This window comes from Tritonibacter mobilis F1926, from assembly GCF_000376545.2.
Taxonomy (GTDB): Bacteria; Pseudomonadota; Alphaproteobacteria; order Rhodobacterales; family Rhodobacteraceae; genus Epibacterium; species Epibacterium mobile.
In genome coordinates, this window is the sequence record NZ_CP015231.1 from 301,278 (window position 1) to 327,087 (window position 25,810).

The following is a 25,810-nucleotide window of genomic DNA, read 5'->3' on the forward strand; positions in this document are numbered from 1 at the left end:
CGCCATTCTCCGCGCGGCAGGAGATCCCATAAATGAAGACATTCTCCAGAAGAGCGGCCCTTGTTGGGCTTGGTGGCGTGGCGGGCTGGGGGCTGTCGCGCGGGCTGGGCGCAAACCTTCCCGTTTATGACGGAACCAAGCGGATCACACAGCAAGCCGGTGAGAATTTTTTAAATGATGCCAGCGGCTTGTCTGAAACCCCAATCCATAAACACCTGATTATAGAAGAAGACGCCGGGCAAGCATTGATTGATGCGCTGCGCGCTGAGTTCAAACAGGCTCGCCTAGAGGGGCGGCCGCTCAACATCGGCGCTGCGCGTCACTCCATGGGCGGGCAAGCGATCCCTAAACAGGGCACCGCGATCACCTTTGACAATGGCGCTGTCGAGCTCGACAGCGCGCAGCAAACCTACAAAGTACACGCCGGAGCCCGCTGGTCGCAGATCATTGCCGCATTGGATCCCGCTGGCTGGTCTCCCAAGGTCATGCAATCCAACAATGATTTCGGCGTCGCAGCGACGTTTTCGGTAAACGCCCATGGCTGGCCAGTTCCCTTTGGCCCGATGGGATCAACCGTGCGCAGCCTCAGGATGCTTTTGCCCTCGGGTGATCTGATTACCTGCTCTGCCACAGAAAACAGCGATCTCTTTAATATGGCGATGGGAGGCTATGGTCTGATTGGCCTCATCATCGACCTTGAGGTCGAAATGGTGAAAAACACGCGTCTGACACCCTCCTTTGATCTTTTGGATGCTGCGGATTTCCCCGCGGCCTTTCGTCAGGCGGTTGATGATCCAGCGGTGACCATGGCCTACGGTCGCCTGAACGTCGAACGCGCCAGCTTCTTCCAAAAGGCCTTGCTCGTTACTTACCGCGAAACACCGGATCAATCTGATCTGCCTTCAGCATCCGGGTCAGGCTGGATGGCTCATGTTGCAAGCCGTCTGTACCGCGCGCAGCTCGGCAATGAGGCGATCAAGTCCTTTCGCTGGTGGAATGAAACGCGGGTCGGCCCTGCGCTCGGCTCTGGTGATGTCACACGCAACTCACTGATAAACGAGCCTGTCATTACGCTCGATGACCGCGACCCCGATCGCACCGACATTCTACACGAGTATTTCGTGGGCTTTGACGCTTTTGACGGCTTCCTCAGCGCCTGCCGAGAGGTGATCCCCGCCTCCTATCAGGAATTCCTGAACGTGACCCTGCGCTATGTGGCACAGGATGAGCAAAGCGAGCTTTCATTCGCGACCGAACCGAGGATTGCTGCGGTTATGTCCTTCAGTCAGGAGCTGACCAACCGCGGCGAGGCCGATATGGCGCGCATGACCCGCGATCTGATTGACAGGATTATCGCAATCGGAGGGGCCTACTACCTCCCCTATCGCCCGCATGCGACGGTAGAGCAATTTGCGACCGCCTACCCCAAGGCGCGGAGTTTTGCGCAGGCAAAACGTGCACTGGACCCTGAACTGGTGCTGCGCAACAATCTCTGGGACAGCTATCTGGATCGCCTATGACCTTGCTTCAAAAACTCTCACTTGGGTACTTCGTGGCGCTGATGATTGCCGCGTCGCTGAATTATATTCCCGGCCTCACCGATGAAGCCGGGCTGGCCTTTGGGATCTTTGCGCTCGATATTTATGACGATGCCCTGCATGTGGCCTCCGCGCTCTGGGCGCTGGTGGCAGCGCTCCTGTCGCACAAAGCGGCGCGCAGTTTTCTGATCCTGTTTGGCTTTGCCTATCTCGGGGATGGGATTTTTGGGTTCTTTACCGGTTACGGCTACCTCGACCTTGGAATTTTCACCAACGAGGCACTTGGGATGGAGATCTCGATGCGCCGCGTGTTGGCAAACCTGCCACATCTGGCATTGGGGGGGCTGGCTGTCTGGGCAGGCTTGCGCAATCTTGGGCAGCCGAAATGAACACCCTTTGGCGCTGGACCAAACGTCTCGGACTGCTGGCGGTGCTGCTCGCACTCAGCCTCAGTGCACCCGTTATCTATGTCGAGACCATGTGCAGGGGCAACGCCACGCCTGAGCCTTATCGCGCGCTGATTGAACCCGCGCACCAGCGGCCTGAGACCCGCACGCTGATGACCTATCCGGAGTGGTACATCGTACACGCCTATGAAGATTACGCCGAAGTGCTCCGCACCGGAGATCCGCACGACTACGCCTATCTGCGCGGTATTGGAGGGTTCTGGTCGTCGCTCTGCGCCCTGAACGAAGAAGCCTCCGCCTACGGCGAGGTCGATGGTGCAACCAAACAGATGGTCTATGTCATTGGCGTCAGCTTCACTGCGGAACTGGCCCTGAAGGCAGCTTATGAAGAAACGCTGGGGCGGGTCTTTGCGGTGATCCGTGGGTCTGAACACAGCCCGCTTGACCAGATCTCTGCCCGGCAGGCGGCAGATTATGCCACCTTCCTGCAACAAGTCCCGTGGTACAAATGGCCGTTTCGCGATGATGCCGAAGAACTGAGCCAAGAAGCGACCTCGGCGCTACGTGATCGAGAGCGCAATATCGCCTTGGGGCTGGAGTACCGTGCCAAAGCTGCCTACGCAGATCTGATCCAACAGGCCGTCGCGCAGGTCGGCGCTGATGCGTTGACCCTGCGGATGATTGTCCGTGGCGCATCGGAGGCACAACTGCGGGATCTGGACGGCGTCAGTGTTATTCAGCAGCGCCACGAGGGGACCGAGATTGAAACACCGCGCTACCGCACCCTGACCCATTTGCTGCAAAACATGGCCGCCCAAGAGATTGATGTTGTCGAAATTGCCGGAAACGATGACATCCTGCTGACGGCGCTGTCAAAAACACCAACCGCACCCGGGTCGATCATGAGCGCGCGCCGTCAGGGATTTCAGGACTATCGGCACCTGATTGGCCTCAAGGTCGCAGATCTTGCCGAACGCCTGCGCGATATGCAGGGCTCGGATCTGACGCTGGAGCATATCCATGACTATTAGATCGCTCCTTTTTGCCCTGCCACTCTTGTTGGCAGGGTGGGTATCGGTGCTGATCGCGGTTGCACTCGTGACGGATGAGGCCCCGGCCTATGTGGTGCTGTTTCCCAGCACCCAACTTATGCAACACCTTCCCGCAGGCAGTGCCATCATTGCCGCATCACAGCTCAGCATAACCGTTTCCTCTGCGCAGCCGGGATACGCCAAGGCGCTCTATGCCAGTGGGGCGCGACTGGTTTTACCCGCGGGCCTGCCCGGATGCTTGCCCCTGCCAGCGGGCTTTCCCAGCGCGACACAGTGAACCCCGCTGAGGTTTGTTCTAGTCCGTCCGTGGCCTCGCGCGATGTGATATTTGGTATACATGATACATTGTGAGTGCCCCTAAAACACTCTACCAATCCGGTCGCACGCCCAGCCCGATTCCCAGCTCGGCCAAAATCTACGGACAACTCTCCAATGACTTTACGTCTCACAGCCCTGTCGGGGCTGTCTTTTCTGCTGACCTCTACGGCACTTTTCGCCGCTGATTTACAACTCTACCACGAGGAAGGCCTGTCGACAGGAATTGCCCTGTCCTTCCCATTCGCCATCGAAGAGAACCGCGCCACCATCGCCCGGCTGTCTTATGGCCGGGACGAGGATCATAACACTCAGCTCAGCATCGAGGCCATGCGGCGCATGACCCTCGCCCATGGCTGGACGGTTGGTGTGGGGGTGTTTGCCGATAGTTCAACGGATGACATCGGCAATCGTTTCTCTCAGGTTGGTATGAGTGGAGATCTGCAGCGCGGGATCTTTCAAGCCAATCTGAACGCCTATCTGCCAGTCGGAACCAAGAGCCACGCGGACGCACGCTATGACGCCCTTGCGGAAATGGATGGAACGATCCGGTTCAAAGGCGGACGCAGCCTCGCACTTAGGGGTCTGGATGCGGAATTGGGTGCGCGTTTTGCTTTCTCTGCGCTGGGAGGCGGGTCTTTCGGCCTGTTTGGCGGTGGCTTCACCTTTGAACACAGCGATGGTGCATCTTATGACGGCACCTCCGCACGTGCCGAATTGGAACTGGAAAACCTCTTTGGCACCTATCCGGGCGCATTGGTGCGCGCTGGCGTACGTGCCGAACGCGCCGCAGGCCGCACCGATAGCCGCGCCTATGTCTCGCTCAGCATTCCTCTGGGGGCCAAACCCACCAAGGCCACAGGAGAAAATGGACGTCCGCGCGCATCTAGCCTTAATCGCCTGACGCGCGACACCCTGCGCCGTCGCCGTGTCACCACCCGCGCCGGAGCCTATGGCGCAGCAGAAGCCGTCACGCTCTCCGGTCAAGCTCTTGGCGGTTTCACCCGCGCAAGCGAGGGCGACAATCTACAGGACGCGCTGAACACGACAGGTGCCAATGGTTTGGTCTTTGCGTCAGGGAGCTTCACCACCGCAGGTTTGACCCTTGCAAACGGTCAAACGCTTGTTGGGGGCGGCGGTGCCGTGACATTACAGGCCACAAATGGTCGCCAGATGGTGCTCGCCAACTCGGGCGCTGCAACCACCATTCAGGGACAGGCCGTGACGAGTGGATCAGCAGATGCCACCAACGCTGAACCGGTATCCGCTATCCTGACCATGGCGAATGACAGCACCGCGCGACATCTGACGCTGACGGGCGGCGTGCAAGGTATCGCCGCACATGGCGTGGATACTGTGACGGTCTCAGATATCCATATCTCCGACACCCTTGATGATGCGGTTCATTTAACAGACGTCAGCAATGCCAGCTTTAGCAAGATTTCAATCGACAATGCTGGTGGCAACGGCTTTGCCGCGACGGGCGGCAGCGACATCGCGATCAGCGGCGCCAGCATCGCTGCACCTGGTGAAAATGGGTTTGAGCTGCGCAACATCGACGGGTTCAGCCTGCAAGATGCCCATCTCAGCGATATGGCAATCTGTGAAGACAACACCCTGTGTGAATTCAGCGTCTACAACCCCAATTCCGTCCCCAATTCCGGGGTGAATGCCATCGGCCTGACCAATGCCAGCTTCAACAATATCCGGATGGACGATGTCACTTATGGTTTCTTCCTTGCCTCGGAAATCAACACCGCAGATTACGACTACACCATCACCCGCGCCTCAACTGATCTGAGCCTCAACAACATCACCATCACCAACAGCCGCCGAGAGGCCATTCTTGCTGTGGGGGTCGATGGACTGGATATGACGCATGTCACCCTCGACAACAGCGCGCAGGATCACGATATGGACCTCGTGGTGATCCAGTCCAGCGGGCGTGTCACTATGGAGAATGCCACTCTCAGTGGCGGTATCAACGGGCTGATGCTGGTGGACGCCTTGCGCCTAGAGAGCATCACCGAGGATATGCGTTTTAGTGACATCACCATAAGTGACACCGGCCGGGCGGGGATCTTCCTGAACCCGATCCGAAACGTGAACTTTGAAAATATCACGGTGAGCAATGCAGGCACCCACGGCATCTTCATGCTCGGGGACAGCTGGGGCTACAATGGCGGGCCAATTACCGATGTCAAATTTACCGATGTCACAATCGACAATGCGGCGACTGCCGGTGTGAACTTCTATGGGCCTGCAACCAACGTCAGCGGCAATGTGACAGTGCTCAATACGCCCGCAGATTGCAGCGCTGATACCGGGTCTTGGTCCGGCACCGCGCTCGACAATGACGCAAGCCACACACTGACAATCAATGGCACGGTGATGGGCACGGACACACTTGCAGAGTGCGCATCCCCTTACTGAACGAGAACACCACCCCGATCCAAATTTGGGTCGGGGTGCGCCATCCTCAGCTCAGTCGGCGGAGCAGCTCCAGCGACGGATCACCCGTTGCAGCAAGGCCTTGGCGGCGCTGATAGGCGCTGATGGCCTCGCGCGTTTTGGGCCCAATCACACCGTCAGCGGTGCCAATATCAAAGCCATTCGCCGTCAGCCCCTTTTGCAAGGCGATCCGGTCAGCCTTGCGCAAACCATAGCGATCCGGCGGGAAGCTCGCACGCAGCGGCCCGACCCCCGCAATCCGGTCAGAAAGATGGCCAACACCGATGGCATAGGAATCGGAGTTATTATAGCGTTTCAGCGCCCGGAAGTTGGCTGTGGTGACAAACTGAGGCCCGCCGGGCTGTGGCTGAATAACCGACCCAGAGGGCGCGCCGGGACCATTTTCAGCGCCCCATTTCACCCCCTTTTGCCAGCCATTGCGAGACAGATAGGCCGCGGTCGAGGCCAAGGCATCACTGGGATCGTCCGACCAAATATCCCGCCGCCCGTCGCCTGTGAAATCCACCGCAAAAGACAGGTATGACGTTGGGATGAACTGCGTATGCCCCATCGCCCCCGCCCAGCTACCGGTCATGTTTTGTGGGGCAATATCACCATTGCGCAGGATCTTGAGCGCCGCGATCAGCTGCTTTTCAAAGAGTGCGCCGCGCCGTCCATCATACGCCAGCGTCGAGGTGGAGGAAATCACCGGCACATTGCCACGCCGTTCTCCATAATAGCTCTCCAGCCCCCAAACGGCGGCAACCACATGGGCCTCAACCCCATATCGGCGTTCAATCGCATCCAGCGTAGCGCGATGACGTGCATAGGCCGCGCGTCCCTTGCTGACTCGTTCGTCCGAGACTGCAATCGACAGATAGTCCTCAAGCGTGCGGCTGAACTCGGTCTGGTTGCGATCTCGTTTCACAACACCAGGCAGATAGCCGGTGCCCCGAAACGCACGCGCCAGCAGATCCTGAGAGAACCCTTGCCGCGCCGCGCGCTCACGAAAATCGGCAACCCATTTGTCATATCCTGCGTTGCGGGCCGGGCGCAGGTCGGCGGCAAGACCTGAGGCGCCGGACGGGCCGCTTGTGGTGCTCACCCCTGTGCAGCTGGCCAGCCCAAAAGCAGCAGCAACCGCACCGAATTGTCGTCTGTTCATGGACATGTTTCACCCTCCGCAAGTTTCAATGACAGGTTGCAGGAAATCCGCTTTACCGCAACCACTTGCACGAGATTTCGCCGCAAGGTGGCGGCGCAATGCCAAAGGGGGCGCCAAAGCGCCCCCCCTCACACAGGTATGATAGCCTGATTGACTTAGCTGTCGCCGCCAGATGCACGCTTGGACAGCATGTTCATCACGTTGTTTGCGACTTTGGTATAGGGCGGCCAGAACAGCTCTTCGGCAAAGAACTCGGGGTTTTCGTCGAGCATCGGGTTGGCGTCGACCAATGTGGTCGCTGCCACCATGCCAAGCCCGTTCACAATACGCTCCTGAACCTCTTTGCCGATAAAGTAGTTGGCAAAAATTTCAGCCGCTTCGAGCTTGTCGCCTTCGAGCGTCTTGGAAAAGTTGATGGTGTCGAGCCAGACCGTGCTGCCCTCATCAAAGTTCACAAGGCTCCAATTGCCGCCCGAAGCCACATGCGCGGATGCACCGGGACCATAGGATGCCACAAAGGCAAAATCATCGCGGAATTCCGGACCTGCGCTCCAGAAGAAGCCGACCTGCTCATAAAGCGCCGTCAGGGTTTGCTGCAACGCACCATCGGCTTTTTGCATTTCTGCCATCTTTTTGCGATCGCCAGAGGCATCCTGAACCGCAAAGGGGGCCTCTCCCATTGCCATCAGCGCCAGAGCCACATTGGGCTGCACCTGACCAGAAGTGAGCGAGATACGACCGCTCCACTCAGGTTTCAGCAGATCAGCGACCGACGCAGGATGCTCGGACACCACGTCATCATTGGCCCAAATCCCATATGCACCCCCGCCAAATGGCAGATAGAGCGGTCCTGCGTCGGACATGCCCATCTCAATAGCACTCAGCTCTGGCAGCAGCGCCTGCGCATTGCTCAACCGCGGCGAAGAGGTATCGATGGGCTGCAACAGGTTGGAGAACGGAACGCCCTCCATGTTGATGTAGTTCAGCGTCAGGAACGACACATCCACATCACCAGAGCGGATCACGTCAAACATCTGCTCCGGCCCCTCGGCGAGCGTGTCCATAACGCGCACTTCGATGTCGTAGCCTTGCTCCTTCAAGAGCGCATTGACTGCGGTGACTTCTTCGGGCGCGACATAACCGTCCCATGTGAAAATGTTCAGATATTCCGTAGCTTGCGCCATTGTCCCGCCTAGGGTCAGCATAGCGCCAAGAAGCAAATTCCGCATGTGAGAGAACTCCTGTCTAAATAAATCCACCCGCCGCCCTCAATATGGCAGCAGGGCTGGCTGCAAGGTCGCTGGGAGGTATGAACAGGACGTGAATCCGACCCGCTAAGGTGCGGAAATACATGATGCAATTTAGACAAGTTACGGGCGCTTTGCGCAATCAACCCACGCGGCTGGCGTCCGTGGTGGAGCACATAAAACAACGCCGCGCACGTTCACTGCGCGGCACCAGCTAAGTCTTGGGTTGGCGAAGCCTGCCCGCCAACCCATAAGTTCATATCAGATCAAACGTCTTGGGGCGCTTAGGCGATCGCCACAAGTTCCACGTCAAAGACCAGATCCTGACCGGCCAGACGGTGGTTGGCATCCAGCGTCACGCTCGCCTCATCGACTTCGATCACAGTCACCGGCAAGACCTGCCCTTCGGGCGTCTGCATCTGCAGCATGGTGCCGATTTCAAGCGGGATATCATCCGGGATACCTTCGCGCGGCACAGCCTGACGCGCCGATGGGTTTACCGGGCCGTATGCGTCCTCGCAGGCGATCTCCAGCGTCTTCTTATCGCCCTCGGCCATCTCCAGCATGCCTTCGTCCATGCCCTTGATGACATGGCCGGCACCAACAGTGAACTCGAGCGGGTCACGCCCTTCGGAACTGTCAAAGACGGTGCCGTCTGTCAGCTTGCCTGTGTAGTGAATGCGAACCGTGTCGCCATTTTTTACCGCGGTCATGATGACCCCCTTTCGGGTTCTCAGGTGTATTTCAGGCACGCAGGCCCAATGATAGCGCGCACCCTAACGGCCATGGCGCGAGAGTAAACCCGTACCAACACAATTTAGCCCATTGAGACCAGTGCTGCTTGTGGCAGGTTTCCCCTTCATACGGGAGGGCTCTGAATGACGATCAAAACCTGCATTTTCGATGCCTATGGGACGCTGTTTGATGTCAGCGCTGCCGCACGACAAGCCGCCACAGAACCAGACTTTCCGCAACTCGCCGAGAGCTGGTCCACATTGGCGCAGAACTGGCGTTTGAAACAGCTGCAATACACATGGCTCAGGGCCATTTCCGGCGCGCACACAGATTTCTGGCAGGTCACGCAGGAGGGGCTTGATTGGGCGTTGGAAGCGGCGGGCCTCAATGGTCAGCCAGCGCTCCGGCAACGATTGCTCGATCTCTATTGGGAGCTTGAGGCCTATCCAGAAGTTCCAGCCATGCTGCGCCAACTAAAAGGCGCGGGGTATCGAACCGGCATCCTGTCCAATGGCTCTCCCGATATGCTCGCAGGTGCCGTTCAGTCTGCCTCTCTCGGGGCCTTGCTTGACGATGTGCTTTCTGTGGAAAGCGTTGGTATCTTCAAACCCGCCGCCGCCGTCTATGATCTGGTCGGGCAGCGATTTGGGCATTCGAAATCCGAGGTGCTGTTTGTCTCTTCTAACGGCTGGGATGCAGGTTGCGCGGCGGGCTACGGGTTTACCTCCGTTTGGGTCAATCGCGCGGCAGACCCCATCGACCGCCTCCCATGGCAGCCTGCACATGTCCTGAGCGACCTCACTTCGATCCCGGATATTGCCGCAACCGCCTGACTCTCAACAGAGGACCAACCCCACATGAGCCGCTTTGACACATCCGACGGGCTGTCGCTTTATTATGAAACCCACGGCGACCCGAAGGGGCCACCGTTGATCTGCCTGCCCGGTCTCACACGCGATGGGCAGGATTTCCGCTACGCGCTGCCACATCTCACTGATTACCGGATGATTCTGCTGGATCTGCGCGGGCGGGGCCGCTCGGACTATGCCAAAGATCCTGCCAGCTACAACATCCTGACCGAAGCCTCCGACGTGCTGGCCTTGATGGACCATCTGAACTTGGCTCAGGCCGCAATCCTTGGCACGTCGCGCGGCGGCCTTGTGGCGCTCGCCCTTGCCGGGACCGCCCGCGAGAGGCTGTCAGCCGTGATCCTCAATGATGTGGGCCCCGATATCGCGGATGAGGGGCTTGACCGTATCTTTGATTATCTCGGCCGCCGCCCCGCCGCCAAAACTCACGCACAGGCTGCTCAGGCGCTAGAGGCCGCCATGGCCCCCGACTTCCCTGGCGTACCCACGTCGCGCTGGCTGGAAGAGGTGCAGACCTTTTACAAAGCCACGCCCGACGGTCTGGAACTGCGCTATGACGCTCGCCTGCGCGACGCAATGCTCGCGCAGGCCAAAGCGCTCGCCGAGATGGAAGAAAAACCCAGCCTCTGGCCATGGTTTGCCGCATTGGATGGCCTCCCCTGCGGTGTGATCCGCGCAGCCCAATCCGATATTCTCTCACAGGACACCTACCACGAGATGCAGCGCCGCCTGCCTGCACTCTACGCTGTGGAACTTCCTGATCGCGGCCATATCCCTTTCCTTGATGAGCCTGACGCGCTCGCCCTTATTCATTCCGTTATGAAGGACATCACATGACCTCCCTCGCCCTGATCGAAGCCGCTGCCGAGCGGCTCAAAGGCCACGCCCGCCGCACACCGCTGCTGTCATCGCCATTTCTGGACGACGTTGCCGGTCGCCGCGTATTCGTCAAAGCCGAATGCCTGCAACACACCGGGTCGTTCAAATTCCGCGGGGGCTGGGCAGCGCTCTCGGCCATGGATCCTGATTTGCGCAAACGCGGTGTCATTGCCTATTCATCTGGCAATCACGCTCAAGGCGTCGCCGCCGCTGCCAAGGCGCATGGCGCGCCCGCTGTTATCGTCATGCCTGCCGATGCGCCACAGCTCAAAATCGACAACACCCGCGCCCTCGGCGCTGAGGTCGTGCTTTATGATCGCGCCGCAGGCGAGAGCCGCGAAGCCGCAGCCGACCCCTTGATCGCAGAACGCGGCCTGACACTCATCAAACCCTATGATGAGCCCGAGGTGATCGCCGGACAGGGCACCACCGGGCTGGAGATCGCCGAACAAGCCGCCGAACAGGGCATCACCAAAGCCGATGTTCTGGTGTGCTGCGGCGGAGGGGGTCTTACTGCGGGCATTGCTCTGGCCCTGGAGGATCGCGCCCCAGGCCTGCGCGTGCGCCCAGCAGAACCCAAAGGATTTGACGATGTCGCACGCTCTCAGGCTTCAGGAAAGATCGAGAGCAACCCCACACCCACCGGTTCCATTTGTGATGCAATTCTGACGCCCGCGCCCGGAGACATTACATGGCCGCTCTTGTCACGGCTCTGCGGTCCCGGCCTGACCGTTACCGATGACGAGGCGCTGCGCGCTATGGCACTTGCGTTTCAACGCCTCAAGATCGTTCTGGAACCGGGTGGCGCCGTCTCCTTGGCTGCCGCGTTGTTTCATCACGATGAACTCAATGGTGATGCGGTCATCGCAGTGGCCACGGGCGGCAATGTTGACCCCGCAACATTTACCAAAGCCCTCTCGCGCTTTGCCTGATCTTTCTTCTAACCGCAAATATCCCGGGGAGCGCGAGGGGCAGCGCCCCTCGCATCTGCGGTCACTGGCCTCTCGCGTCGCTTGCTCCTAAAGTCATCCGGCAACCAACAACAGAGCCATCCTCATGCCTATTGCCGACCTCGGCGACGTCCAATTGAATTATACCTTGCGCGGTCCGACCGGTACCCCAGCCGTTGTCTTCGCCCATGCGCTTGGCACCGATCAAAGCATCTGGGATGCCGTTATCGGTGCGTTGCCGGAAAACCTGCGCGTCCTTACCTTCGACATGCGTGGACATGGGGCCTCTTCGGTCCCGGATGCGCCTTACTCCATGGGCACCCTGATACGTGATGCGGAACGGCTCATGGAGGTCTGCGAAATCCGCGACAGTCTTTTTGTCGGCCTGTCGATAGGCGGCATGATCGCACAGGGGCTTGCAGTCAAACGCCTCGATTTGATCCGCGCGCTTGTGCTCTCCAACACGGCTGCAAAAATCGGCACCCCGGAAATCTGGGCACGCCGAATGGACGCGGTCCGGGCCAATGGTCTGAATGCGATCTTGGACGATACCATGCAGCGCTGGTTTCCACGCCGCTACCTGCAATCGGGCGCGCATCTTGCGACCCAAAGACGTGTTCAGAAGACCCCCGTTGAGGGGTATCTGGGATGTTGTGCCGCGATCGCAGGGACGGATTTCTATACTCCGACCTCTGGTCTGCGTCTGCCTGTGCTCGGCATTGCAGGCTCTGATGATGGCTCCACCCCGCCCGACCTCGTCCGAGAAACCACTGACCTGATCCCCGGATCACAATTCACAGTGTTGCGCCGAACCGGCCATGTGCCCCCCATCGACCAGCCCGAAGCTTTTGCGGAGCTTCTGACCCAATTCATGCACGACGTGGGGCACCTCGCCTGACCCCACCCGCCCCACCAGCATGGCGGGGGCGGTACGGGGCTGAATACACCAGTTGCCTCAGGACAAATGGTCTTGCCTAGGGATCAAAAAATCGCCGAGGGCAGCCACGTTGCGATCTCAGGCACAAGCCAGACCAACAAGACACCCAGCACCTGCAACCCGATAAAAGGAGCAACGCCTTGATAGATATGACGGGTTGTAACCTCTTTGGGCGCAGCCCCCCGCAAATAGAACAGCGAGAACCCAAATGGCGGCGTCAGGAATGAGGTCTGCAGGTTGATTGCGATCAATATCCCGAGCCAGACCGGATCATGCCCCATCAGGATCAGCGTCGGCGTCACCAGCGGCAGCACAATGACCGAGATCTCGACAAAGTCCAAAAAGAACCCCAGCACAAAGATGAACAGCATCGAGAACACCAGCGCCCCCATTGGGCCACCGGGCATATTACCAAGGATATGGGCAACGCGCTCTTCGCCGCCCAACCCGATAAAGACCAGTGAGAACATGCTAGCGGCAAGCATGGTGGCAAAAATCATCGCAGTCATGGTCGCCGTAGAGGTGACAGCTTCGTGCAGGATGCGTTGCTTCATGCCGCTGCGCAACGACAACAGGATTGCAGCAGCCCCCGCAATCGCGAGGAATGCGTAAAACAGCCCAATTGCAAAATCGCTGCTGCTCAGGTCACTGCGTTGCAAACGCACAGGATGAAGACCCGACAAAACGCCCAACGCAATAAGCGCCCCTGCCCCCAGAAGAATCACGCGCGCAGACCCGCCACAGCGCAGACCCGCCATCAGCAAGGCTCCGATAGCGCCGACAGATGCAGCCTCGGTCGGCGTCGCAACACCGCCGAGAATTGCGCCCAGCACCGCAAAGATCAACAAGATCGGCGGCACCACGGCCTGCAAAACCTGAGCGCGGCTTGGACGTGCGACATCAGCCGGGGCGGATGGCATATCCTGTGGCCGCAAGACGCCTCTGACCAGAATGTAAAGCAGATAGAGCACAACCAGCAGCAGCCCCGGAAGCAAGGCCGCCGCAAAAAACTGTCCCACCGACAGCGCCTCAACGGCAAATTTGCCCTGCTCATACTGGGCCTGCTGATAGGCGTTGGACATCACATCCGCGAGGATAATCAGCAAGGTTGATGGCGGAATGATCTGCCCCAAGGTCCCCGCAGTGCAGACAATCCCCGAAGCCACCCTTGGATCATACCCCGCACGCAACATGGCCGGGAGCGCAATCATCCCCATGGCGACAACGGTCGCACCGACAATTCCTGTCGAGGCCGCCAAAAGCGCCCCCACCAGCACCACCGAGATCCCAAGCCCACCTTTGAGCTGGCCGAACAAACGCCCCATTGTATCTAGCAACTCTTCGGCGATCCGGCTCTTTTCCAAGATCGCGCCCATCAGCACAAACAGCGGAATGGCGATTAGCACCTCATTGCTGAGGAGACCAAAAACCCGCTGACCAAACGCACCAAGGAGCGAGATATCCATCACCCCCAGCATCCAGCCGAGATAGGCAAACAGGATCGCAATTCCGGCGATGGAGAAGGCAACCGGAAACCCCATGAGGATCACAGCCATCAACGCCGCAAACATGATCAGGTCGAGGTAAGCAATCATTGGGCGGGCCTTTCACAGAGCAAGCGGATCAGCAAAGCAACGGATTGCAGCATAATGAGCACGCAAAAAGCGGGGATCAGTGATTTGAGCAAAAACACGGCCTCGATTCCGCCCACGGCGATCGGCCCCTCAAGGATCGACCAGGAGTTGCGCACAGATGGCCACGACCAATAAAGCAGCGCCATCATCGACGGCAGCAGCAGGAACACATGACCGAATATGTCGATCCGGCGCTGTCCGCGTGGGCTAAGACCTGCGTAAAACACATCCACCCGTACGTGTTTGTCGACCAGCAGCGTATAGCCCGCAGCAAGCATAAAGAGGGTAGAATGCATATAGAGCACGCTTTCCTGTGCGGCGATGGAGTTTACGCCAAAGACGTACCGCCCCACCACGATGGCGAATTGCGCCAGTACCATCAAAAGCGCCAGCCAGCGTATCACATGCGCAAGCCCGCGATTGATGCCGTCCAGAGCATCTGCAACCCGTAGCATCCTGCACCTCTCCCCAAGAAAAAACCGGCGCTCACCATCAGGGAGCGCCGGCAGGTCCGTTTCTTTTGCGATCAGTAGCCCATCACCGAGGCACGGGCGTTCATCTGACCGTTGTCAGCATAGGTCATGTATCCACCGACGCTGTCACGATACGCGATAAAGCTCTCGGTGATGCGGCGCACCAGCTCGTCTTCGTCTTCGCGCAGTTCAGAGATGACCTCGGCCGCCGCGGTGCCCATTGCGGCGATCACGTCCTCGGGGAACATTTTCACCTGCACGCCGTCTTCTTCCACCATCTTCTTCAGCGCCAGTGCGTGTTTGGTGGTGTATTCGGTCCAAACCGGGTTGTAGAGGCTCTCGCATGCCAAGGAGACAACCTGCTGCAGATCTTCCGGCAGTTCCGCAAAGACAGTGGCGTTGACACCGCATTCCTCAGCCGAGGACGGCTCACCGACGCCGGGCCAGTAGTAATTCTTGGCAACCTGATAATAGCCAAGCGCGCTATCGGTCCATGGGCCGATAAACTCACCCGCGTCCAATGCACCGGTCTGCAGGCCTTGGAACATCGCGGGGCCGCTAGTGGCCTCTGCCGCCATACCCAGCTTCGAGGCCATTTCCGATGCGAGGCCAGTAGTGCGGAACTTCAGACCCTTCAGATCTTCGGCGGAATTGACTTCGTTCTTGAACCAGCCACCCCATTGCGGACCAGAGTTGCCGCACAGGAAGGGCTTAATGCCAAACCGGCCATACATCTCGTCATAAAGCGCCTGGCCACCACCGTGATAGAGCCAGCCGAACTGCTCATCTGCGCGCAGACCAAAGGGCTGCGAGCCAAACAACAGAATACCTTTGGACTTGGAGCCCCAATACGCAGGAACCGCGTGGTACAGTTCTGCGGTGCCCTCAGAAACCGCGTCAAAGACGCCACGACCCGGAACCAGTTCACCCGCCGCGAACAGTTTGACCTCGATCCGGCCACCCGAAAGCGTGGTGATCCGATCCGCGAGCATTTGCGCCGCCACACCGGGGCCGGGCAAGTTTTTTGGCCAGGCTGTGACCAGCTTCCATTGCATCTTGCCCTGAGCAATTGCAGGGCTTGCCAGCGCAGTGGCCGCCGCGCCAATCGCGCCGGTTTTCAGAAACGCACGTCTTTGCATATGTCCAGTCCTCTGTCGGTAGATCTGCGATTGGGCGGTGGCCAGCAGCGCAGACTCAGTTTATTTTGTAGGTGCTTTACATTAATATGTAGGTACATATTCTTGTCAATCATCGTCGCAACGTTTGGATACGTGTTTCGACATGTGCCCTCATTCGCATGAATATGAGGCAGTTTTTTGAGTTCAGGTTTTAGGAGCGGCAGATGTCAGAGCGGCGACGGCATTCATGGATGGAGATCCGGGACAGCATTCGAGGCCTGATTCTGAACGCAACCTATGGTCCGGGAGATAAGCTGCCGCGCGACGAAGAACTGGCCCTGCGCTTTGGCTGCGCCCGCTCCACGGTGCACAGGGCGATGCGTGATCTGGCCCAAAACGGCATCGTGGAACGCAGACGCAAAGGCGGAACCACCGTACGCCGCGATCCAGTCACACGCGCCACTTTGGACATCCCCATCACCCGACTCGAGGTCGAACAACGGGGCTATCGCTATCGCCACCGCTTGATCCGCCAATCGGTCCAAGACACTCCCCCTGCGATCATGGCCAATTTCGGGTTTTCAGAGCCCCGCGCGATGCTGCGTGTCGAGGCCCTGCATCTCGCCGACAATCGCCCCTACATCTTTGAAGATCGCTGGATTTCGTTGGAAACCGTCCCCGAGATCACCTCCGTCGACCTCACCCATGAAAACGCAAACGAATGGCTGGTGCGCAATCGCCCCTACAGCAAATGCGACTTGCGTCTATATGCGCGCACCGCCACGGCAGGTGATCGCGACATGCTGCAGGCTCAGGAGGGGGAAGCCTTGTTTGTGATGGAACGCACGACATGGATAGACGCGGCCCCAATCACCAGCCTCTGCGCGGTTGCGCACCCCGGGTATCAACTGTTCACTCAAGGCTAGGCACCGCCCCCATCATCGACCGGATGAATGAAGCAGATAGAGGATGATCCCCGCCCCTCGTCCGCCAATTGCATCGGTCGCAACACAGGTTTGCCGAACATGCCGTCCTCCTGTGGTCCTTCCCTGACATGAATACGACACCCAGACGCCGTTTTTCGCATTGCGATCCGCCTGACCGCCCGTCACGCTAGAGGCAACAAGCGGGGAGAGCCTTATGCAGACCATCAAAGCCGCCGTATGCCACAGCTTTGGCAGCACATTACGGATTGAGGAGATCACCATTGCACCCCCCGGCCTCGGAGACGTCGAAGTCACCCTTGACGCGGTCGCGATCTGCCACAGCGATATTTCATTTGCGGATGGCGCTTGGGGCGGGCCACTGCCCGCCGTCTACGGACATGAGGCCGCAGGCCGCATCAGCGCATTGGGGTCGGGCGTCGAAGGTGTCTCTGTCGGGGATGATGTTATTGTCACATTGATCCGCGCCTGCGGTCATTGCCCCTCTTGTGCCTCTGGTAAACCTGTCAATTGCACCACGCCTTATGATGGGCTGACAGGCCCCCTCTCCACTGTCGCCGGTGAGCCGGTGTTTCAGGCCATGGCCTGCGGTGCGTTTGCGGAAAAGGTGGTGGTCTCCAGCCGCCAGATCGTCGCGATCCCCTCAGATATGCCCAAGGATGTGGCCGCGCTGATTTCCTGCGGCGTCATCACAGGCATTGGTGGGGCCGTCCACGCGGCAAACTTGCGCGCAGGCGAAGACGTGGTGGTGATCGGCGCAGGCGGCGTTGGCCTCAACGCCATCCAAGGCGCTCGGATCGCAGGTGCGCGCCGCATTGTAGCGGTCGACATGAGTGCGGAGAAACTGGAAATCGCCAAAGAGTTTGGAGCCACCCACGGTGTCCTCGCCAACGCGCCGAAACCATGGCGCAGCGCCGCCGCAGCGCTTGGCGGCAAAGGAGCGGAGGTGGTGCTGATTACCGTCGGCGCTATTGCGGCCTATGATCAGGCCCCACGCTATTTGGGCCCGGGCGGCCGTGCGGTGATGATCGGCATGCCGCACTCCGGCGAAACTGCACAGTATGAACCGGTGGTGATGGCAGCACTTGGTCAGGGCCTCAAAGGGTCAAAAATGGGAGATGTGGTGATCCAGCGCGATGTGCCATGGATCATCGATCTCTATCAGCAAGGGCGTCTGAAACTTGACGAGTTGATCTCCGGCAGATGGTCTCTCTCGCAGATCAACGAGGCGATCGCGGACACCAGGTCTGGATCAGCCCGCCGCAATGTCATCCTGTTGAACCGCTAGAATTCTGTTCAACCGCCACCAAAAGCAGGCGTCTTGTCGCCTCCCTGACCGCACCTCCGACATCTGGCGACGTGACATAGCAACCGGCGCGCGCTCCCACCTCCACCCGATTGGCCAAACAACAAAGGACCGAGAGACATGAAACTCCAGGACCTCGACATCATCATCACCGCGCCGCCTGCACCGGGCTGGGGTGGCCGTTACTGGATCCTTGTAAAACTCACCACAGACACAGGGATCACAGGTTGGGGCGAATGCTACGCGTCCACCGTCGGGCCGATCGCCATGCGTGCAGTCATTGAGGATGTCTTTGCGCGCCATATGCAGGGCGAAAATCCCGAAAACATCGAATTGATGTTTCGCCGCGCCTACTCATCGGGGTTCACCCAACGCCCCGACCCCACCGTGATTGGTGCCTTCTCGGGTCTGGAAATCGCCTGCTGGGACATTCTGGGAAAAGATCGCAATCGCCCCGTTCACGCCCTGCTTGGCGGTCGCATGAACGACCGCATTCGGGCCTATACATATCTATACCCATTGCCCCACCACGACATCAGCGCCTTCTGGACCTCACCGGAAATGGCGGCTGAGTCGGCTCTGGATGCGGTTGCGCGCGGCTATACTGCGGTGAAATTCGACCCTGCAGGACCCTATACGATCCGGGGCGGACATATGCCTGCGATGTCAGATATCACCCAGTCGGTCGCCTTCTGCAAAGCGATCCGGGACGCGGTTGGCGACAAAGCGGATCTCTTGTTTGGCACCCACGGTCAATTCAACACCGCCGGAGCGATCCGCCTCGGACAAGCGCTGGAGCTATTTAGCCCGCTCTGGTTCGAAGAACCCACCCCCCCGGATGCCATCGATGACATGACGCGCGTCGCACGCGGCGTGCGCATCCCCGTCGCAACCGGCGAACGGCTCTGCACAAAGGCGGAATTTGCAGCCATCCTGCGGGCGGGTGCCGCGGAAATCCTGCAACCCGCCCTCGGGCGCGCCGGTGGGATCTGGGAGATGAAGAAAACCGCAGCCATAGCCGAAGTCTTTAGCGCGCAAATGGCGCCGCATCTCTATGCCGGTCCGGTGGAATGGGCGGCCAACATTCATCTCGCCGCCTCGATCCCGAATATCCTGATGGCCGAGACAATCGAGACCCCGTTTCACGACGCCCTGATCAAAAGCTCCATTCGTGTTGAAAACGGCTTTGTCACGCCGCCTGACGCACCGGGGTTAGGCATAGATGTCGATGAAGACCTCGCCCGTGCACATCCGTTTGAGGGCAGTGATCTGCACCTCAACATGCAAGAATCCCCCTGCAATTATGCCGAGGGTAACGCGTTTGTGGGCGGCGCGCCCCCAATCAAAGGTTGAAACCTGATGGCGCGGCTCCCTATATCCAGCGAGGTGACTGAGCCGCGCAATGAGCAAAGGTCCGCTAAAAAGAATAAATCTTTACCAAAACTCTTGCGACGGCACCGTCATCCATGGCTTTACTCTAATTAGCGTCAGTTTTTGCGCTAAAATTCTCATTTTTGCCCAAGGCCGTCTCTTCGGCCCTCGAAAGAAGACCCGAGTATGATGACTGAGACATTGGACCTGCCCGCAAACTCCATGGTGGAGAACGCCTCCGACGCGGCCGCGCTACTCAAGGCGCTCGCCCATGAAGGGCGGCTGATGATCCTGTGTTATCTGGCCGGCGAAAAGGAACTTTCGGTCGGCGCGCTAGAGGACCTTCTGGGCAAACGCCAAGCGGCGGTCAGCCAATTGTTGTCGCGCCTGCGCGAAGATCGGCTGGTGGTCGCGCGGCGTGAAGGAAAGACTGTCTATTACTCTCTCGCGGATGGACCGGCCACTCGGGTTCTGGAAACCCTGCACGACATATACTGTCGCTGAGGCCCCACACAGGCGGGGCCTCTTTCGAGACATGGACTTAACCGTCAGCACGCAAAACTTGGCGTTGCTGACCAAGTCCTTGAATTTCCAACTCCATTACATCACCGTCGCGCAGGAATACGGGTGTTGGTTTTTGCCCCATACCGACACCCGGCGGGGTCCCGGTTGCAATCACATCGCCCGGATGCAGCGTCATCAACTGGCTCAGATGGCTGATGATCTCGGCAACAGAGAAAATCATCTTGTCAGTATTGCCGGTCTGCATGCGCGTCCCGTTCACGTCACATGACAGTGCGAGGTTTTGCGGATCGGCAACTTCATCTGCGGTCACCAGCCACGGGCCAATCGGCCCAAAGGTGTCGCAGCTTTTGCCTTTGGTCCACTGACCGGTAAGTTGCATCTGAAAATCACGTTCAGAGACATCATTGACAATGCAATAGCCCGCCACATGTTCAAGCGCGCTTTCAACCGTCACGTATTTGGCCGCCGCACCAATAACGACTCCCAGTTCGACTTCCCAATCTGTGGCTTTCGATCCGCGAGGAATGCAAACATCATCATTGGCCCCAACGATGGCTGAATTTGCTTTCATGAAAAGAATAGGGTGTCCGGGAGGCGTCGCCCCCACCTCTTCGGCATGATCGGAATAGTTGAGTCCGATACAGAGAAACTTGCCGACCTGTCCTACACAAGGCGCATAATCGATCTCTCCGGAAATCTCTGGCAAGGCGCTCTGATCGAGTGCCCGGATGTCAGCCAGAACCGATGCGCCCAGCGTTTCCGGCCCAAGATCCGAAACGTGGCTAGACAAATCCCGCGCAACGCCCTGCGCGTCGATCAGACCCGGACGCACACCCTCAGCCGTGCGGTATCGAAACAGTTTCATGCGATCTCTCTCCCTTGAATTAGCAGTTGCCTTGCCCATTGCCTACGGCAGGTTGCGCAGCACACACCTGCCCTAGCTGGACAGATAGCCCGCCACAACCTGCAGCAACTTGAAGGCGGTATTTGCGTCATTCTCGACCACAGCAAGGAATTCCTCCTCACCGATACGCAAACAGGTCAGATCACTTTCAGCGATCATCGACAAGGCGCGGGGCTCTTTGCGGATCAGGCCCAACTCGCCCACCAAACGACCGGGACCGACTTTGGCGATCAACTGACCTCCCGCGCCTTCACTCTCAGCCGGCAGATATAACCCCGCCTCGCCTTCGATGATCATATAGGCACCATCCGTTGCCGCATCATCCTTATGAAACACCGCCGTGCCCGGCGCAGCTTCATACCAGCGCGCCCCGAACGCAAGAAGACGCAGCTGACGTCGGTTGAGACCGGAAAAAAGCTCAGTCGACTCAAGTGCCCGCAGCTTGCGCGACAGATCGGCGGCGGAGGCGCTGTCCTCATCTCCTGCGCCGCGATCCTCTGCGCGCTCGTCCTTGAGACGGCCCTGACGCATCTCGAAATAATGGTCAAACCGATCCGGCTCGCGAAAGGCTGGTTCAAGGAAGATCAATGTGGTCTGTGGCAACAACTCGCGCAGATTGTCCTGCATCGCACGCCGGGTACTGCGGTCAAAACTGGCCAATGCGCCATCAAGGATCAGAATGTCCGGCCGTTTAATTGACGCCCGACAAAAGGCCAAGGGTTCCGCAAAGCTCTGCCCAAGCCCCTGCCCGCCAACAGAAACAGGCAGATCAAAGATCAGTTCCACCACCATTTCGCGTACGCCAGCCGCATCAATGACCTCAGCGACGGCCTTGCGCAGATCCTCGGCCCGCGCCCCGGCGTTGTCCGAGATTTTGCCAAATATCGCGTTTTCCAACACCGTAAAGCCGGGAGCGAAATGACCCTTGTGGAGCGGCACAAATAGGTCATCGAGCGTTTCAAGAAGCTCGCGACCGTGGCTTTCGCGCAGCGTCAGAATGCGGTCCTCAATCTCAGAACTGAACGCTGGCCCCAATGCTTCGGCCGAGATCGAAAACGGCACGATCATCATCTGTGCCAGCTCTTCTGGTTCCAGCGCTTCTGTGCCTCTGGATTTCACCTTTTGCAGCAGTTGCAGCGCCGCCTCATAATCGCTGGCCTCAAGCCCGAGTTTGCGGAACAGCGGATGAACCGTGCCATCCATGCCAAAGATCTGCCGCAGCATCTCCAGCACGTCCTGCGCCAAGCCGACCAAGTCCGTGTCGAGCCCGATCCGTCGCAACGTCTGCAAAAACTCGGTCTGCTCACGCAGCAATTCAAATGTAATCGGCACCGAGCGCGTGGCATAGAGCAGGTTTTCCACCACCGGCAACGCCGGGCTATAGTGGGCACGGTTGTTGAAATGCGCAAATGCATCCAGTCCCGCATCCATCAAGGCCTGCTGCACACGCGGACGCAGCTGAACCAAAGCATCCGCCAGCTTGGGGTGATCATGTTTGTCAAAAACCTGATCCATACCACGACGCAACAGTGCCGTATCTGAGCCAATCCCTTCGACGATGCGCAACCACCAGTCGCGCAGTTCTTCTGTCTTTTCAAACCCTGCGATCTTGGGATCGACCCAATTGACATCAAAGGGGTCGGGGCTGTTTCCCGCGCGGATTGCATCGCGTAGCGCACGCGGGTCGCTTGGATCTTCCAGCGGGCGCACCCGCAGCGGCATAAGAACATTTTCACCAAACGATCCCTGAAACAAAGCAGGGCGCGATGTGGCATGGCCAATACGTGTGGCCAGCACCATCTGGTGCAATTCGCGGATGTCATGCCCGGCCAATGTCACCGTACCCGAGGCAGGCAGGACCTCGCGCGTCAGCACCTCGGCAAGTGCGCGGCGGTCCTCCTCCGACGGGGCGGCAATGCCAATCAACTCGCCTTTCGGGAAGGTGGCTGACAGCTCTTCGAGCACCAGATTGCCGTCGGCATCACGCACACTGACACCATCCAGAACGATGTCGCCGTCCAGATGCGGAAGCTCTTCTGGTTCCCCCTGCATCAGGCGTTCGTCCACCATATCCGGCGGCGCAAATCGCTCAAGGATCACCTCCCAGCGCAGCGACATATCCTGCGTCTGGTTGTAATAGGTCAGCAATTCCTTCCAAGGTGACGCGAGATCCTTATAGGCCGCAAGCGCGGCCACCAACGCCCCCAAAGATACTTTCCCCTGCAGCACCAGATAACCGCCAACTGCATAAAAGAAAAATGGTGTCAGCTGGGTGATGAAGTTGTTGAGGAACTTCATGAAGAATTTCTTCTGATAGATCTCAAAACGGATCTCATAGAGCCGTCCCAGACGTTCCGTCACCCGCGCCATCCGGTAGCGCCAGCCGCCATTCACCCGCAAAGTAGAGGCACCGACCGCGCTTTCGCCAATCTCTGAAGCCAGCGCGCGCACCTGTTGGATGCGTTTTTTGTTGAGCACATTGATGCGACGCTGCAAGAGCGGGATCAGCCAGCCCTGCAGTGGGATCAAGGCAACCGCAGCAAGGCCAAACCAGAAATTTTGCGCAAACAGAAAGTAGAGGATGGTCAGCATCTGCCCGGCCTGCAGTACCGGCTGGCTCACGGCGTCCCCCATCAAGCCGCCCATCGGCTCGGACTCAGAGGTGATCATCGAGACCAGTTCCCCCTGACTGGTGCGCTCGAAATACGGCTGAGGGAATCGCAAAACCCGCGCAATCAAACTGTAGCGGAACCGACGCAGCATTCGCTCTGCCAGCACACCTTTCATGGTGTTGATACGCATCTTTGTCAGCCCATGCGCAAGCACTGCCAACAGGAACGCGCCACATAGAATCCAGAGATAGGTCAGTTGATCAAACTGCTGCCCCCAGACCTCGATGGTCGAGCTTTGCGCGCCGATGGCGTCGTTGATAATGCGTTTGGGCAGCTCCAACGTCAGGTAGAGCAGCGGAAACAGACAGGCGGTAACAACCAGCAGAATCAGCTGGTCGCGCTTGGAATATTTCCAGATGAAGTGGAATAGCGAGCGTTCTATGGGGCGGCTCCGCGGATCTTGCGTCAGGGCGAAGGTCTGCGTCACCAGACCTGTGGAATTTACGTGTTTTGACATGGTTAGCGCGGTTTGTCCCTTGCAGGCAATGACGCAGGCACGCACCGGTCACATGTCTAGAGGGATGGCTGATACACGTCTGTGAGCTATGTCACAGACAGTTGGATGCGATATTTGCGATACGGAGAAAACACCGTAAGGTCCGTCGGATATATGCTCCGCCGTTTGATGCCACTGCCAGAGGAAGCCTGCCTTGCCAGAACATATCGGTATAGTCCTGCTGTTGATCTGCCTGTTTGAAGTCAAACATATGTTTGCCGACTTCTACCTGCAGACCAAAAAAATGTTGTCAGGACGGTGCCAGTATTTTCATCCGGGCCGGGCGCAACATGCGGGCGTCCATGCCCTGGCCTCGGTGGTGGTATTGTTCATCGTCGGCAGCCCGCCTTGGTTTATTGCGGTGATTTGCGCGGTGGAATGGTTCATTCATTTCAATATCGACTTCTGGAAGGCGCATCACACTGAATGCCACAAACTCGATCCGACCCAAGGGGCGTTTTGGCGCGCTATGGGCACAGACCAGCTGTTGCACCATCTGACTTATGTGGGGATGACCGCCGCCTGGGCTGCGGTAAGCTTCTGATGTAACGCACGGTGGACGGGGAGGCTCCCGCCCGTCTCGGAAGCATATAGATGCTCCCTCCCCCGTTGGGCCCGGCGCCGCGCTTACGCGCGGCGATTGCATCAAGACGCGGCCTTTTGCCCCGATTTGTGCTCCGCGCCCAGCATTGACTTCAGCTGGTGCACAGTCTCCAGGGGCGCGTTGAGTGCCGCCATGATCTTGGCAGCAAAACTCACCGGTGCCGTCCCCGGTGCTGTGATCACCCCCCCGTCAGACAGGGCTGTGGGCTGATCCACATATTGCGCAGCCCCGGCGTAGCCCACCGCATGTGTGCCAAGAAACCCGACATCGTTTGACGTATGGCGTACACTGTTCAGCAGCCCTGCCCGCGCCAGCGCCAATGTGCCGCCGCAGATGCCCGCAACCACGGCACCACGCGCATGCATCCCCTCCAATACGCCAGAGATATCAGGCGCTTCGGGCTGCTCCCAGAGGGTGCCTCCCACGACCACCAACGCATCGGGTTCCCAGATATCGAGCAACTCGAAACCATCGGGCACGCGCGCCACAAGCCCTCCCATCGAGGCCACATCCCCCGGCGTGGGCGTCACATAGCGTATGTCCAGCCCAAAATAGACCTGTCCGAGACCACACAGAACCCCGTATTCCCAATCCGCAAACCCCTGCGTCAGCAGCACAGCCACTTTACTCATCCAAATGCGCCCTCTCTCACTCACCACTTGAATCAGAACATATAGTGAACATTTTGGTCGAGCAAGCAGAAATCTAGCGCGCGAGTGTGAGACTGCGTCGCGTTAAGGCACCACCGGTGTGTCTCGTTTAATGGTTTTCAAAATGACATGCGTTTGTGCGCTTGCAACACCCGCCAGCCGAAACAAAAATCGCTCCAGAAACTGATTATAGGCCTCCAGATCCGGGGCCAAAACCCGCAGGTGATAATCCGCCTGACCTGTGGTCGCATAGCATTCCACCACATGTGGATTGCTTTCCACCGCACGGATAAATTCCGTCAGATGTTCTGGGGCATGGCGGGTCAAATTCACTTGGACCAAGGCCTCGAAACTCAGGCCCATCGCCTTGGGCACCACCACAGCACCGTAACGCGCAATGATACCTGCGTCTTCTAATACGCGCACGCGCCGCCAGAACGCCGAGGGCGACATACCGACGGCCTCTGCCAGATCCGCATTGGACATGCGGCAATCTTCTTGCAGCAAGGTAAGGATACGGCGATCACGTTCATCCAGCTTCAATGCCACAACACCCTCTCGGCAAATC

24 protein-coding genes are annotated in these 25,810 nt (G+C 58.6%); 14 read left to right on the plus strand and 10 right to left on the minus strand.

Going from position 1 to position 25,810, the window contains the following annotated elements; all coding sequences use genetic code 11:
- The first annotated feature begins 32 nt into the window (after nt 1-32).
- The 5 genes from K529_RS16915 to K529_RS16935 all read left to right on the plus strand — a co-directional run bounded on the left by K529_RS16915 (nt 33) and on the right by K529_RS16935 (nt 5,745).
- A complete protein-coding gene (locus K529_RS16915; protein WP_005615896.1) occupies nt 33-1,520 on the plus strand; it encodes an FAD-binding oxidoreductase in 1,488 nt (495 codons plus the stop codon).
- The gene (locus K529_RS16920) at nt 1,517-1,927 is read left to right on the plus strand and encodes a hypothetical protein (RefSeq protein ID WP_005615893.1); all 411 of its coding nucleotides are present in this window, start codon (nt 1,517-1,519) and stop codon (nt 1,925-1,927) included. The genes K529_RS16915 and K529_RS16920 overlap by 4 nt, the downstream gene beginning before the upstream one ends.
- The gene (locus K529_RS16925) at nt 1,924-2,976 is read left to right on the plus strand and encodes a hypothetical protein (RefSeq protein WP_005615890.1); all 1,053 of its coding nucleotides are present in this window, start codon (nt 1,924-1,926) and stop codon (nt 2,974-2,976) included. Before K529_RS16920 ends, K529_RS16925 begins: the two co-directional genes overlap by 4 nt.
- Nucleotides 2,966-3,274 (plus strand): hypothetical protein, encoded by a 309-nt coding sequence (locus K529_RS16930; RefSeq protein WP_005615888.1) that lies wholly within the window; start codon nt 2,966-2,968, stop codon nt 3,272-3,274. Before K529_RS16925 ends, K529_RS16930 begins: the two co-directional genes overlap by 11 nt.
- A 155-nt stretch (nt 3,275-3,429) precedes the next feature.
- A complete protein-coding gene (locus K529_RS16935; RefSeq protein ID WP_005615886.1) occupies nt 3,430-5,745 on the plus strand; it encodes a right-handed parallel beta-helix repeat-containing protein in 2,316 nt (771 codons plus the stop codon).
- A 46-nt stretch (nt 5,746-5,791) separates the two neighbouring features.
- Here K529_RS16935 and K529_RS16940 read toward each other — a convergent pair whose 3' ends face one another.
- The 3 genes from K529_RS16940 to K529_RS16950 form a co-directional block, all read right to left on the minus strand.
- Nucleotides 5,792-6,934, minus strand: coding sequence for a lytic murein transglycosylase (locus tag K529_RS16940; protein ID WP_005615884.1), 1,143 nt, complete (start codon nt 6,932-6,934; stop codon nt 5,792-5,794).
- A gap of 149 nt (nt 6,935-7,083) precedes the next feature.
- The gene (locus K529_RS16945; protein WP_005615883.1) at nt 7,084-8,157 is read right to left on the minus strand and encodes an ABC transporter substrate-binding protein; all 1,074 of its coding nucleotides are present in this window, start codon (nt 8,155-8,157) and stop codon (nt 7,084-7,086) included.
- Nucleotides 8,158-8,459: 302 nt separating this feature from the next.
- The gene (locus K529_RS16950) at nt 8,460-8,888 is read right to left on the minus strand and encodes an FKBP-type peptidyl-prolyl cis-trans isomerase (RefSeq protein ID WP_005615881.1); all 429 of its coding nucleotides are present in this window, start codon (nt 8,886-8,888) and stop codon (nt 8,460-8,462) included.
- A gap of 165 nt (nt 8,889-9,053) precedes the next feature.
- Between K529_RS16950 and K529_RS16955 the strand changes: the two genes are divergently transcribed.
- The 4 genes from K529_RS16955 to pcaD all read left to right on the plus strand — a co-directional run bounded on the left by K529_RS16955 (nt 9,054) and on the right by pcaD (nt 12,506).
- Complete coding sequence (locus tag K529_RS16955; RefSeq protein WP_005615879.1) at nt 9,054-9,743, plus strand: haloacid dehalogenase type II; 690 nt, start codon at nt 9,054-9,056, stop codon at nt 9,741-9,743.
- A 24-nt stretch (nt 9,744-9,767) separates the two neighbouring features.
- The gene (locus tag K529_RS16960; RefSeq protein ID WP_005615877.1) at nt 9,768-10,616 is read left to right on the plus strand and encodes an alpha/beta fold hydrolase; all 849 of its coding nucleotides are present in this window, start codon (nt 9,768-9,770) and stop codon (nt 10,614-10,616) included.
- A complete protein-coding gene (locus K529_RS16965; protein WP_005615875.1) occupies nt 10,613-11,590 on the plus strand; it encodes a threonine ammonia-lyase in 978 nt (325 codons plus the stop codon). Before K529_RS16960 ends, K529_RS16965 begins: the two co-directional genes overlap by 4 nt.
- 124 nt (nt 11,591-11,714) lie before the next feature.
- Nucleotides 11,715-12,506: a 3-oxoadipate enol-lactonase gene (gene pcaD / locus K529_RS16970; protein ID WP_046002716.1), complete on the plus strand. Its 792-nt coding sequence runs from the start codon at nt 11,715-11,717 to the stop codon at nt 12,504-12,506.
- Nucleotides 12,507-12,589: 83 nt separating this feature from the next.
- On the opposite strand, the gene K529_RS16975 is transcribed toward pcaD, so the two are convergent.
- The 3 genes from K529_RS16975 to K529_RS16985 form a co-directional block, all read right to left on the minus strand.
- On the minus strand, nt 12,590-14,140 hold the full coding sequence (locus K529_RS16975) for a TRAP transporter large permease (RefSeq protein WP_198528127.1): 1,551 nt from the start codon (nt 14,138-14,140) through the stop codon (nt 12,590-12,592).
- Entirely contained in the window at nt 14,137-14,634 is a 498-nt protein-coding gene (locus K529_RS16980; protein WP_005639837.1) for a TRAP transporter small permease subunit, read from the minus strand. Before K529_RS16980 ends, K529_RS16975 begins: the two co-directional genes overlap by 4 nt.
- Nucleotides 14,635-14,705: 71 nt before the next feature.
- Nucleotides 14,706-15,791 (minus strand): TRAP transporter substrate-binding protein, encoded by a 1,086-nt coding sequence (locus K529_RS16985; protein WP_009175773.1) that lies wholly within the window; start codon nt 15,789-15,791, stop codon nt 14,706-14,708.
- Between the two features lie 203 nt (nt 15,792-15,994).
- Between K529_RS16985 and K529_RS16990 the strand changes: the two genes are divergently transcribed.
- The 4 genes from K529_RS16990 to K529_RS17005 all read left to right on the plus strand — a co-directional run bounded on the left by K529_RS16990 (nt 15,995) and on the right by K529_RS17005 (nt 19,895).
- Nucleotides 15,995-16,696, plus strand: a complete 702-nt coding sequence (locus K529_RS16990) for a GntR family transcriptional regulator (protein WP_009176048.1) — start codon at nt 15,995-15,997, stop codon at nt 16,694-16,696.
- A gap of 214 nt (nt 16,697-16,910) precedes the next feature.
- The gene (locus K529_RS16995; RefSeq protein ID WP_046002715.1) at nt 16,911-18,002 is read left to right on the plus strand and encodes a zinc-binding dehydrogenase; all 1,092 of its coding nucleotides are present in this window, start codon (nt 16,911-16,913) and stop codon (nt 18,000-18,002) included.
- 138 nt (nt 18,003-18,140) lie between these two features.
- A complete protein-coding gene (locus K529_RS17000; protein WP_005614179.1) occupies nt 18,141-19,373 on the plus strand; it encodes a mandelate racemase/muconate lactonizing enzyme family protein in 1,233 nt (410 codons plus the stop codon).
- Nucleotides 19,374-19,577: 204 nt separating this feature from the next.
- Nucleotides 19,578-19,895 (plus strand): ArsR/SmtB family transcription factor, encoded by a 318-nt coding sequence (locus tag K529_RS17005; protein ID WP_005614180.1) that lies wholly within the window; start codon nt 19,578-19,580, stop codon nt 19,893-19,895.
- 37 nt (nt 19,896-19,932) lie between these two features.
- Here the strand turns inward: K529_RS17005 and K529_RS17010 are convergent, their stop codons facing one another.
- The gene (locus K529_RS17010; protein WP_005614182.1) at nt 19,933-20,781 is read right to left on the minus strand and encodes a fumarylacetoacetate hydrolase family protein; all 849 of its coding nucleotides are present in this window, start codon (nt 20,779-20,781) and stop codon (nt 19,933-19,935) included.
- Between the two features lie 72 nt (nt 20,782-20,853).
- A complete protein-coding gene (locus tag K529_RS17015; protein ID WP_005614183.1) occupies nt 20,854-23,949 on the minus strand; it encodes an ABC transporter transmembrane domain-containing protein in 3,096 nt (1,031 codons plus the stop codon).
- A 193-nt stretch (nt 23,950-24,142) separates the two neighbouring features.
- On the opposite strand from K529_RS17015, the gene K529_RS17020 reads away from it, so the two are divergent.
- Nucleotides 24,143-24,532, plus strand: a complete 390-nt coding sequence (locus K529_RS17020) for a DUF3307 domain-containing protein (RefSeq protein WP_005614184.1) — start codon at nt 24,143-24,145, stop codon at nt 24,530-24,532.
- Between the two features lie 101 nt (nt 24,533-24,633).
- Here the strand turns inward: K529_RS17020 and K529_RS17025 are convergent, their stop codons facing one another.
- Complete coding sequence (locus K529_RS17025) at nt 24,634-25,224, minus strand: type 1 glutamine amidotransferase family protein (RefSeq protein WP_005614186.1); 591 nt, start codon at nt 25,222-25,224, stop codon at nt 24,634-24,636.
- Between the two features lie 102 nt (nt 25,225-25,326).
- Nucleotides 25,327-25,785, minus strand: a complete 459-nt coding sequence (locus K529_RS17030) for an Lrp/AsnC family transcriptional regulator (RefSeq protein ID WP_005614188.1) — start codon at nt 25,783-25,785, stop codon at nt 25,327-25,329.
- Nucleotides 25,786-25,810 lie beyond the last annotated feature (25 nt).